This is a genomic window from Parafrankia sp. Ea1.12 (genome assembly GCF_900465275.1).
In the GTDB taxonomy this organism is placed as follows: Bacteria; Actinomycetota; Actinomycetes; order Frankiales; family Frankiaceae; genus Parafrankia; species Parafrankia soli.
In genome coordinates this window covers 1-10926 of record NZ_UBIZ01000091.1, presented here as the reverse complement: position 1 = coordinate 10926, position 10926 = coordinate 1, and the positions used below count along the sequence as shown (strand labels likewise).

Genomic DNA, 10926 nt, shown 5'->3' with positions numbered 1-10926 from the left:
CAACGCCTCCGCGGCCAGCCCGGCCTCTCCGACGACCTCGATATCGTCATGCCGGGCGAGCGTCTGACGCAGACCATTACGCACGATCTCGTGGTCATCGAGAACGAACACCCGGATCTTCTCCATGGCAGCGACCATACGGGCGCCGTAGGCCGTTCGCCCATGTCGCATCGGCCGCCGCCGCCGGGACGTCCGACTCTGAGCGGGAGCCCCGCGGCGCGCCGGCCACCCCGCCGCGGCGCCCGGCGGCGGGCGGGCGGCGAGCCGACCGGGCTTGACGGGTGTCGAGGGGTGCTGGCGGGCCCGCGCCCGGCGCCGCGGGCGGGCCCCGGCAGCGGTCTCCGGTGGCGGGCGCGGACGTGACGGATCTGGCGTCCACGGCCCCCCGCACGCCGGCACGATGGTCCCGTCGGGCACCCTGCGGTCGGCCCGCCGCCGACTACCGTGGAGACGGGCCGTGCCGGGCACGGTGCACCCGCAACACGCCACCGCACGGCGAGGGGAGTTCGCGATCATGGAGTCGGTGACGGCGGGAGTCGGTCGCGAGGTGGCAGTCGAGGTCGTGACGACGGCTTCGCTCGCACCGTCCATTCACAACACCCAGCCGTGGCGGTGGCGTCTCGCCGACGGCCGGCTGACGCTGCGGCCGGACGTCGAGCGGCGCCTCGCAGTCCTCGACCCGGACGGGCGGCAGCTCCTGGTGAGCTGCGGCGCGGCGCTGCTGCACGCCCGGCTGGCGTTCCGGGTGCTCGGCTTCGAGCCGGTGGTGGAGCTGCTGCCGGAGGCGACCGGTTCCGGCGGGCTGGAGCCGGTGCTGTCCGGTGACCTGGTCCTCGCGTCGATGGGGATCGGCGGGCGGGCGGCGCCGACGGATTCCGACCGGCTGCTGTTCTCGGCCGCCGGGGCCCGGCACACCGACCGCCGGCCGTTCGAGGCACGCCCGCTCGCCGGCGACCTGGTCGACCGGATGCGCCGCGCCGCCGAGTCCGAGGGCGCCTGGCTGATGCCGCTGTCGCACTCCGACCAGCGGCTGGACGCGGCGGTGGTCGCGGCCCGGGCGGACTGGGCGGAGCAGGCCGACCCCGCCTACCGGGCCGAGCTGGCGTCGTGGCGGCGCGGGCAGGGCCCGACCGCCGACGGGGTGCCGACCGGCGTGGCCTCGACCCATCACCCCGAACGGGCCAGCGACTTCCCGCTGCGCGACTTCGACACCCGCGGCGCGCCAGGCATCGCGGCGCCGCGTTCCGAGGACGCCGACGGCGGCGCCGACGCGGACGCGGACACGGGTCTCGCCCCGACCGTCGAACAGCGCCCGGAGGAGCTGCCGTCGGTGGAGCGCCCCGCCGTCGTCGTGGTCGGCACGGACGCCGACCAGGCTGAGGACAGGCTGCGCGCCGGGCAGGCGCTGGCGCGGGTCCTGCTCACCGTGACCGCGGCTGGCGCGGCCGCGTCGCCGATGGGCCAGCCCATCGACAGCGACGGGTACCGTTCGGTGATCGAGCGGATGCTGAGCATCGCCGGGCACGTGCAGATGATCCTTCGGGTCGGCTATCCCCGCCGGGACGCGGTGGCCTCCGCGCTGACCCCGCGGCGCCCGATCGGCGAGATCCTGACCTTCGGCTAGCTCCTGGGCGGCGGGTCGGGGGCCCGCCGCCGAAGCCACCGGCAGCCGGCCCGTCAACCGCGGTCGAGGGCCGCGAGACCCAGGTCGAGGTCCAGGTCGAGGTCGAGGACGGCGCTCTCCGCGGAGGCGGGCACCCGCTCGTAGGTCCGCCGGACGAAGTCGGCGACCCGGGACGCCGGCAGTTCGACGGTGACCGGCCCCCCGGGGCTCGGAAGATCGACGATCAGCAGGCGCCGGCGCTCGCGCAGCACCGGCGCGATCCGGATGGTGCCCTCCCCCACGGGCCGCTCGTCGCCCTCGGCGAGGAGCTCCCGCGCGAAGGTCCACGCGAGGACCCGCTGGTCCGGAACCCGCGTGCGCAGGGTGATCGCGACCGGGTCGAGCGGGTCGAAGCGGACGGTGACAAGCACCGGAACCCGCTTACCCGCCTCGGCGCCGGTCAGGTAGGTGGCGTTGACGTCCATGGTCACGGCGTTGGACACAATCGGACGGCCCCTCATGAGATCCTCCCCACCCTCGGTGTTGTACCTCACGGTGTCACCCGAGACGGGGCGATTTCACCCTGCCTTGGTCCGCAGGAGCGGGGGACGAAGGACCGTCCGCGGCCGCCGCGGGCCGCGCCGCACCCCGGCGCGGCCCGCACGGCGCGGTCAGGACTTCTCGATCACTCCGCAGGCGATCCGGTCGCCGGCGTCGCCGGTCGCGTTGGTCCGCTCGTCCGGGCCCGGCGTCGGGGCGCCCTGCGCGGTGTAGCGGTCGGGGATGTGGGCGAAGTTGTCGGGCTGGGCGTGCACGATCACCGCGGCGCCCTGGCTGCGCAGGTCGTCGAGCTGGAAGCGGTCCGTCTGCGCCTGCAGTTCCCCCGTGCCGTCCTTGTCGACCAGCAGTGGCGGCAGGTCGCCGGCGTGGTCGCCGTGCGTGGTCGCCCCGGGGTTGAAGTGACCGCCGGCGGTGCTGAACGGGCCGTCGGCGGCCTTCGGGTCGCACACCGGCTTCTGGTGGATGTGGAACCCGTGGTAGCCGCCGGCGGGCAGGCCGTGCAGGCTGCCCTCGACCCGCACCGCCCCGTCGACGGGGGTGAGGGTGACGGTGCCGACCTCGGCTCCGGTGGCGTCGTGCAGCACGACGTCGAGGCTGCCGGCGGCGCCGGTGGCGGGCGCCGACGTGGCATCGCCGGACACCTCCGGCGCGGACGCGGCGGCGGGGCCGTCGTCGGAGCCGCACCCGACCGCCAGGGCCAGGCAGGCGGCGGCCGCCGCGGCGGTGAGGACGGTACGGGACAGGGGACGTCGCAAGACAGCCTCCAGGACGGCGAACGTGCAGCGGCGGCGGCCCGGGCGCGTGCGCGGCCAGGATCTAGGCCGGACACGGCGCCGGGCCTGGTAGACGGCCCAACCCTACGAAGCGTTCGGGCTCTCGGTCGCCTCCCGGCCACCGAGTGTCGCCATGGCGATAGGCCCGGGGCGGCTCAGCGCTCGATCGCCGCGGCGAGGCGGTCGAGGCGCGCCGTGAGGCCGTCCGGGGTCGTGCTGTCGACGCTGAGGCGGTTCATCAGCTCCTCGTACCGGTCGACGTCCTCCGGCCGGTCAAGGTCGATCGCGCCGGTCAGGTGCTCGAGGTGGACGACGTCGGGCAGCTCGGGCTCAGCGAAGCGCAGGATGGTGAAGGCCCCGGTGGCGACGTGGCCCCCGTACTCGGCCGGCAGGATCTGGATCACGATGTTCGGCGTGGCGGCCAGCTCCCGCAGGTGTGCGAGCTGTGCCCGCAGCACCTCCGCCGAGCCGATCCGCGGCCGCAGCGCGGCCTCGTCGATCACCGCCCACAGTTTCGGCGGGTCGGGCCGGGTGAGCAGCCGCTGCCGGGTGATCCGCATCTCGACGGTGCGCGCGACGGCCTCGGCGCTCATCGTGCCCGGGTTGCTGGTCTGCGCGACGGCCGCGCGCGCATAGTCCTCGGTCTGGAGCAGGTCGGGGACGAGGTGCAGATGGTAGCTGCGGATCAGGGTCGCGGCGCTCTCCAGTCCGAGGTAGGCCTCGGACCAGCCGGGCACGACCTCGGCGTAGCGCCGCCACCAGCCGGGCCGGTTGGCCTCCCTGGCCAGGTCGAGGATCGGCGCCCGGTCGGCCTCGGCGACGATGCCGTAGAGCGTGAGCAGGTCGGCGACGTCGCGCACCTTGAAACCGACCCGGCCCAGCTCCATGCGGCTGATCTTCGAGTCGGAGGCCCGGATCTCGTAGCCGGCGTCCTCCCGGCTGATGCCGGTGGCCTCGCGCAGGCTCCGGAGCCGCGCTCCCAGCATGATGCGGTGCGCGATCGGCCCGCCGTTGGGCACGGTGTCCTCCTCGCCGTCGCGGTGGTGCGCTCACCGCGGGTCACCGACATCCGGCATGTCAGTACCGTTCGGATTTTCCCATGGCTTGACGGTCAGCATGCAGCCAGGTACCGCGAGCGTGGATGATGTGCTCATGAGGTCGAGGACCCGACCCGCGGCAGCCCCGGCCGTGGGTCTCGCCCCACCGGGGACGGCTCTGGCGTTCGACGGCGTCGGCATGACGTTCCCGGACGGGACGCGGGTGCTGGAGGACGTCTCGCTGCGCGTCGGGGCCGGCGAGATCGTGGCGCTGATCGGGGCGTCGGGCTCGGGCAAGTCGACGCTGCTGCGCATCGCCGCCGGGCTCGCGGCGCCGACGAGCGGCTCGGTGCTCGCCGGGCCGGGTTCCCCCGGCTACATCTTCCAGGACCCGACGCTGCTGCCCTGGCGGACGGTCGAGGGCAACATCGGGCTGTTCGCCGAGCTCGACGGCGTCCCCCGGGCGCGGCGCGACCGCCTGGTGGCGGACGCGATCACCATGACCGGCCTGCGGGGCTACGAGCGGTACCGGCCGCGGGCGCTGTCGGGCGGGATGCGGATGCGGGTGTCGCTCGCCCGCGCGCTGACGGCCCGCCCGTCGTTGTTCCTGTTCGACGAGCCGTTCGGCGCGCTGGACGAGATCACCCGCGAGCGGCTCGGTGACGAGCTGCTGCGCCTGCACCTGCGGGAGGGGTTCGCCGGGCTGTTCGTGACCCATTCGGTGGTCGAGGCCGCGCTGCTGGCCAGCCGGGTAGCCGTGCTGTCCGCCCGCTCGGGGCGGCTGCTCGCCGAGATCGAGATCCCGTTCGGCTACCCGCGCGAGTCGGCGCTGCGTTACGACGCCGCTTTCGGACGGGTCGCACGCGAGGTGTCGGAGGCGCTCAAGGACTCGTTCGCCGGGCCCGGACTCGCCGGCCCTGGAGAATCCGGGCCTGGCGCCGCGGGCGACGCCACCGGCCCGGCGTAGATCAGCCGGTGCGCGGCGGCGGACGCGCGGCGGCGGACGGGGCCGGCCGGGCCGGCGTCGCGCAGCGCCACCGTGGCCGCCATGGCGCCCGGCCCGCCGTGTGCACCGCCGCCGGGATGTGCTGACATCGACGCCAGATAGAGCCCGGGGATCGGGGTCTCCGGGCGGCCCAGGCCGGGCACCGGGCGGAAGATCAGCTGCTGGTGCAGGGCGGCCGTCCCGCCGTTGAGGGCGCCGCCGCGCAGCACGGAGTCCTGGTCCTCCAGCCGTCGCGGCGACTGGGTGTCGCGGCTGAGAATCAGCGACCCGAAGCCGGGGGCCGCCGCCTCCAGCTTGCGTTCCACCCGCTCGAGGAGGCGGGCGGTGTCGTCGCCGTCCCAGCGGCCGGTGACACCGGCCCCACCGGCGTCGCCCCCGGGGGACTGCGGGAGGTGGAAGTACGCCCACGCGCTCTGCGTCCCGGCCGGCGAGCGGCCGGGGTCGGCAGTGGTCATCTGGCCGAGGACGAGGAACGGGTCCGCCGGCACGAGCCCGCACGCCAGCTGCGCGGACATCATCGTCAGATCGTCCATGGTGCCGCCGAGGTGGACGGTGCCGGCGTCCGCGATCCGGCGGTCGGACCACGGGATCGGCCCGGCGAGCGCCCAGTTGACCTTGAAGGTCGAGCTGTCCCACTGGAAGCGGGCCAGGTCGGTGAGCAGGCGGGCGGGGAGATGCTCATCGCCGACCAGGCGCCGATAGAGGGAGACCGCGTCCACGTCGGCGAGCACCGCGCGCCGGGCGCGCACGGCCGTCCCGTCGGCGAGCCGCACGCCACGGGCCCGGCCGGCGGTGACGATCACCGCGTCCACCTCGGCTCGGGTGCGCACCACCCCGCCGCGGGAGCGCAGCCGGTCGACGAGGGCGGCGGTCAGCCGGCCCGCTCCGCCACGCGGCACCGGGAAGCCGACATCCTGGCCGAGCATCGCCAGCAGCCAGCCGATCAGCGCCGATCCCGCCGACTCCGGTGCCAGGTCGGTGTGCAGCGCGCTGCCGGCGACCAGCAGTCCGGCGCCCGCGCCGGCGAACTCCTCCGCGGCGAACCGGCGGACGGGCAGCATCGCGAACCGGGCGAAGCGCAGCGCGTCGGCGGCCCCGAGCGCGCGGGCGAGCCGTGCGCCCGCCCGGACCGGCGGGAACGGGGCGGCCAGCAGCGCCTCGAGCAGCGGGTCGCGGACCCGTTCCCACAGTGCGACCTGCGCCCGCCAGGCCGCCGCGTCGGCCGGGGCGTAGGCGGCGAGGGATGCGGCCGTCCCCTCGAGGTCGGTGGACAGCACCGCGCAGCGGCCGTCCGGGGTGGGGTGGGCCAGCACCCGCGGGGCGTGCAGCCAGGTCAGCCCGTGGTCGGTGAGGTCAAGCGCGCGCAGCGCCGGGGACCGCGCGGCGAACGGGTAGAAGGCGCTGAACAGGTCGGTACCGAACCCGGGCGCGGTGACCTCTGCGGAGCGGCAGGCCCCGCCCGGCTCGGCGGCGGCCTCGCACACGACGACGTCCCAGCCGGCGTCGGCGAGCCGGTTCGCCGCGACGAGGCCGTTCACCCCCGCGCCGATGACGACCGCGTCCGCGGTGTCCGCCGCCGCGTGCCGGTCGATGGGACGCCGGCCTGCCGGCATGTCGGTCAGGCTCGGCGGGCCGGCATCTCGAACCCGGAGAGGAGCACCGCGTTGCAGTCCGCCGCGGCCTGCCGCACGGGCTTCGCCCGCTGGTAGTCGTCGGACTCGTACCAGGCACGGGCCTCGTCCGCCGACGGGAACTCGAGGACGACCGTGCGGTTCCCGTGCCACTCCCCCTCGAGCAGCTGGACGTCCTCGTCCACGGCGAGGACCTTGGCACCCGCCGCGGCGACCGAAGGACCTGACAGGCGGCTGTAGGCCGCCATGCCTTCGGGATCCTTGATGGCCTCGGTCAGGATGACGTATCCCTTGGGCATGTGCTCTCCTGGGCGACTGCGGTGCACGGCGTGGGACGGGCCATTTTCTCGCTACTCGCGGCTGGTGCGCGACCGACCGGCCTCGGCCGGCCTCACGGCAGGCCGCCGCGTGCGACGAGTTGCGCGGCGATGACGTTGCGCTGGATCTCGTTGGTGCCCTCGCCGACGATCATCAGCGGGGCGTCCCGGAAGTAGCGCTCGACGTCGAACTCGGTGGAGTACCCGTACCCGCCGTGGACCCGGATGGCGGCCAGCGCCACCTCCATCGCGACCTCCGAGCAGAAGTACTTGGCCATGCCCGCCTCGAGATCGGCGCGCTCGCCCGTGTCGTACCGGCGCGCGGCGTGCAGCAGGAGCTGCCGGGCCGCGGTGAGCTTCGTGCCCATCTCCGCGAGGTGGTTGCCGACGGACTGGTGCCGCCAGATCGGCTGGCCGAACGACTCGCGCTCCTGCGAGTAGCGCAGGGCGTCGTCGAAGGCGGCCCGGCCCACCCCGGTCGCCCGGGCCGCGACCTGGATCCGGCCGATCTCCAGCCCGCGCATCATCTGCCCGAAGCCCCGGCCCTCGGCCCCGCCGAGCAGCGCGTCCCGCGGCACCCGGCAGTCGGTGAACGACAGCTCGCAGCTCTCGACGCCCTTGTAGCCCAGCTTGGGCAGGTCCCGGGAGATCACGAACCCGGGGACCTTCTCCACCAGCAGGATGCTGATGCCCCGGTGGGCGGGCTCGGCCGCGGGATCGGTCTTGCACAGCAGCGCCACCAGGCCGGAGCGGCGCGCGTTGCTGATCCACGTCTTGGTGCCGTTGACCAGGTAGTCCGCGCCGTCGGGCCGGGCGGTCGTCCGCATCGCCTGCAGGTCGGAGCCGCCGCCGGGCTCGGTCAGCGCCATCGTCGCGCGCAGCTCCCCGGTGGCCATCCGCGGCAGGTAACGCCGCTTCTGCTCCTCCGTCCCGAACGCCAGCAGCAGCTTGGCGACCACCGTGTGCCCGCCCATGGCACCAGCCAGGCTCATCCAACCCCGAGCCAGCTCCTCGGTCACCAGGGCGTAGCAGACGGTCGAGACGTCCACCTGGCCGTACGGCTCGGGGATCGCCAGGCCGAAGACCCCGAGCCGCTTCATCTGCTCGATGAGCGCCTCGGGGTAGGCATTGGCGTGCTCGAGCTCGCGCACCACCGGCCGGACCTCGCGGTCGACGAAGTCCCGGACGGTGTCGACGACTGCCCGCTCCTCCGGGTCGAGCTCCCTCATGCGTCGAACGCCGTCATGCGTCGAACGCCGTCACGAGGCGATCCGGCGCTCCAGCGCGATGTCGAGCAGCTCGTCGGTGAGGACGCGCTTGACACGCGGCCGGCCGGCGGACTCTCCCGAGGAGCGCTCGACGGCGTCGATCAGCCGCCAGCCCTCCTCGGTGACGAGGTGCGGCTGGCGGCCGCGCAGCCAGGTGTCGATCTCACCGACCGGGTCGAACGCGGCGCCCCGGTCGTGGCGGCGCAGCGTGCCGTCGGCGACGTCCGCGAGCAGCCGCGCGACGGTCTCGCCGGCGCACTTCTTGTTCGTGCCGATGATCCCGGTCGGGCCGCGCTTGATCCAGCCGGCCACGTACTCGCGCTCGACGCCCTCGACCCGCCCGTTCACGTTCGGAATGACCCCGCGGCGGTCGTCGAACGGCAGCCCCTCGATCGACCGGCCCTTGTAGCCGACGGCGCGCAGCACCAGGCTGGTCGGGACGGTCTCCCGCTCACCGGTGTCGACGGCGCTGACCCAGCCGTCGTCGCCGACCTTCAGCGCGTTGCGGGCGAACACGATCTCCTCGACCCGGCCGTCGCCGCGGATCTCCAGCGGGGTGCGCTGGAAGCGCAGCGCCACCCGGCGCGCGCCCGCGGGCACCGGGTTCTGCGCGTACCCACGCATCACCGCCAGGTTGCGCTTGACCAGGCGGGACAGCGCCTCCTCGCCCTCCTGCTCGGCGACCTCGGCCGGGTCGACGTCCACCCCGGACTCGGTGAACTCGGGCAGCTCCCTGAGCTCCGCGGTCGTGAAGGCCGCCTGCGCGGCGCCGCGGCGCCCGACGACCATGACCTCCTTGAGCGCGCAGGCGCGCAGTGCGTCGAGGGCGTGGTCGGCGATGTCGGTGCGGGACAGCCGCTCGTGCGGCGAGCAGAGGATGCGGGCGACGTCGAGGGCGACGTTGCCGGCGCCGATCACGACCCCGCGCTCGCCGCTGAGGTCGAAGGTGAGGTGCGCGTAGTCGGGGTGCCCGTTGTACCAGCCGACGAAGTCGACCGCGGACTCGCTGCCGGGCAGGTCCTCACCGGGAATCCCGAGGCGCCGGTCCGTCTGCGCGCCGACGGCGTACAGGACGGCGTCGTAGCGCGCGGTCAGCTCCTCACGCGTGACGTCCTTGCCGACGTCCACATTGCCGAAGAAGCGGAAGTTCTCGTGCGCGGCGATCGCCGCGTACACGCTGGACACCGCCTTTATCTTCGGATGATCGGGGGCGACTCCGGAACGCACCAGGCCCCACGGCGTGGCCAGCCGCTCGTACATGTCCACCCGGACCGGTACGTCGTGCTGTTCCAGCAGCGAGGCCGCCGCGTAGAAGCCCGACGGACCGGATCCGACCACCGCGACGGTCAACGGCGCGGCCGCAGCTCCCTGGGGCATCGATACACTCCTCCAGCCGAATTCCCGCTGATGTCCGCCCGTCACCTGGGCGTCGACCGCCGACGCGATCGCATCCCTGACCGGTGCGGCTCGGGCGCCGTCGCCCATGCAGGTCGCGACCGCGCCGTACCGACCACCTCAACGCAACGTAGAGAAGCGCGCTTCCGGGCGCAAGAACTGCGATGACGGAATGCGGCCGGCGGCCCGCGGTCCGCCACCCGCCCGCACCATTCCCTCCATCACCGTCACCGCATTTCCGATTGCGACGGATTTGCCCCGCACGGTAGAAGCCGGCCCGGCGCGCAGGCTGCTCAGCCGCGGGCGGCGCCCAGCGCCATCGTGTGCAGCATCACGGCCATCTCGGCCCGGTGCAGATCGGTCGCGCTGTGCGGGGTGGAGTTGATCAGACCGAACAGCGCATGGGTACGCGCCCGCGCGGTCGGCGCGTCGAGCTCGGGCCGCACCTGCCGCAGGACGTCCACCCACTGCTCGACATAGGCCCGCTGCAGCCTGCGGACCTCGCGCTCGGCCGGCTCCGGCAGGCTCCACAGGTCGCGGTCGTGGATGACGATCAGGTCGGGGTTGTCGAGCGCGAACTCGACGTGCCCGCAGACGAGCAGGTCGAGGGTCTCCAGGGCGGAGGCGCCGACCCGGCGGGCCTCGCGGGCCGCGTCGAGCAGGTGCTGGCTGATGCCGACGAGCAGCTCGACGAGCACCGCGTCCTTGCTGGGGAAGTGCCGGTAGATTCCCGGGCCGCGGATGCCGACGGCGGCGCCGATCTGCTCGATGCCCACGCCGCGGAAACCGCGTTCGGCGAACAGCCGGGCGGCCGCCCGCAGCAGTTCGTCGCGCCGGGTTGCCCGGGCCGGGGTGCGCGCCCTGACGCGCGGTTCGGCCGGGCTCGTGACAGCGGACCCACCGGCATCGCTGTTCCGGCCGGATTCACTGCTCTTGCCGGCGCCCCGGCCCGAGTCGGGATGGGCTCCGGAGTTGGCGTTCCGGGCAGCGGCTGGCGGCTGGCGGCTCTTGGCCGGGCCGGAGGCGGGCCGCTCGCCCGGGGCGGACCGGACGATTTCTGCTGGCACCGGAACACTCCTCCCAACTCGCAGGCTACCAGCCCTGCCCGCCCGCGACGCGCACTCGGTCACGGGCGGGCGGGCGGCTGCCGCGGCCGGCGGGCGCCACCCGCCGCGCCGGCCTTACCCGCCGCGGGGGCGCGGCGCCGCTCCTACACGCCGCGGAAGCGGTTGATGGCGGTGAGGTGACGAGCCCGGGTCTCCTCGTCACGAACCCCCAGCCCCTCCTCCGGCGCCAGGCACAGCACCCCGACCTTCCCCTGATGGGCATTGCGGT

The 10926-nt window shown here is 74.5% G+C and carries 9 protein-coding genes and 2 pseudogenes; 2 read left to right on the top strand and 9 right to left on the bottom strand.

Annotation, left to right across the window (positions count from 1 at the left end):
* Nucleotides 1–138, bottom strand: a pseudogene (locus FMEAI12_RS01495) (response regulator transcription factor); the annotation flags it as partial.
* Nucleotides 139–514: 376 nt separating this feature from the next.
* Between FMEAI12_RS01495 and FMEAI12_RS01490 the strand changes: the two are divergent.
* Nucleotides 515–1624, top strand: a complete 1110-nt coding sequence (locus FMEAI12_RS01490) for a nitroreductase family protein (RefSeq protein WP_071059902.1) — start codon at nt 515–517, stop codon at nt 1622–1624.
* Between the two features lie 53 nt (nt 1625–1677).
* On the opposite strand, the gene FMEAI12_RS01485 is transcribed toward FMEAI12_RS01490, so the two are convergent.
* From FMEAI12_RS01485 to FMEAI12_RS01475, 3 genes are all read right to left on the bottom strand, one after another.
* Entirely contained in the window at nt 1678–2124 is a 447-nt protein-coding gene (locus tag FMEAI12_RS01485; protein ID WP_112104716.1) for an SsgA family sporulation/cell division regulator, read from the bottom strand.
* 150 nt (nt 2125–2274) lie between these two features.
* Complete coding sequence (locus FMEAI12_RS01480; RefSeq protein ID WP_112104713.1) at nt 2275–2919, bottom strand: superoxide dismutase family protein; 645 nt, start codon at nt 2917–2919, stop codon at nt 2275–2277.
* A gap of 173 nt (nt 2920–3092) precedes the next feature.
* Nucleotides 3093–3956, bottom strand: a complete 864-nt coding sequence (locus FMEAI12_RS01475) for a helix-turn-helix transcriptional regulator (protein ID WP_112104712.1) — start codon at nt 3954–3956, stop codon at nt 3093–3095.
* A gap of 133 nt (nt 3957–4089) precedes the next feature.
* Between FMEAI12_RS01475 and FMEAI12_RS01470 the strand changes: the two are divergent.
* A pseudogene (locus tag FMEAI12_RS01470) lies at nt 4090–4872 on the top strand (ABC transporter ATP-binding protein); the annotation flags it as partial.
* Here the strand turns inward: FMEAI12_RS01470 and FMEAI12_RS39640 are convergent.
* From FMEAI12_RS39640 to FMEAI12_RS01445, 5 genes are all read right to left on the bottom strand, one after another.
* Nucleotides 4809–6593: an NAD(P)/FAD-dependent oxidoreductase gene (locus FMEAI12_RS39640; RefSeq protein ID WP_112104711.1), complete on the bottom strand. Its 1785-nt coding sequence runs from the start codon at nt 6591–6593 to the stop codon at nt 4809–4811. The pseudogene FMEAI12_RS01470 and the gene FMEAI12_RS39640 overlap by 64 nt on opposite strands.
* A gap of 5 nt (nt 6594–6598) precedes the next feature.
* Complete coding sequence (locus FMEAI12_RS01460; RefSeq protein ID WP_112104710.1) at nt 6599–6910, bottom strand: DUF1330 domain-containing protein; 312 nt, start codon at nt 6908–6910, stop codon at nt 6599–6601.
* A 92-nt stretch (nt 6911–7002) separates the two neighbouring features.
* Nucleotides 7003–8157 carry an acyl-CoA dehydrogenase family protein gene (locus FMEAI12_RS01455; RefSeq protein ID WP_112104709.1) on the bottom strand — a complete coding sequence of 385 codons (1155 nt, stop codon included), beginning with the start codon at nt 8155–8157 and terminating at the stop codon, nt 7003–7005.
* Between the two features lie 30 nt (nt 8158–8187).
* A complete protein-coding gene (locus FMEAI12_RS01450; RefSeq protein ID WP_112104715.1) occupies nt 8188–9573 on the bottom strand; it encodes an FAD-dependent oxidoreductase in 1386 nt (461 codons plus the stop codon).
* Between the two features lie 311 nt (nt 9574–9884).
* Nucleotides 9885–10658 (bottom strand): TetR/AcrR family transcriptional regulator, encoded by a 774-nt coding sequence (locus FMEAI12_RS01445; protein ID WP_235013585.1) that lies wholly within the window; start codon nt 10656–10658, stop codon nt 9885–9887.
* Nucleotides 10659–10926: the final 268 nt, after the last annotated feature.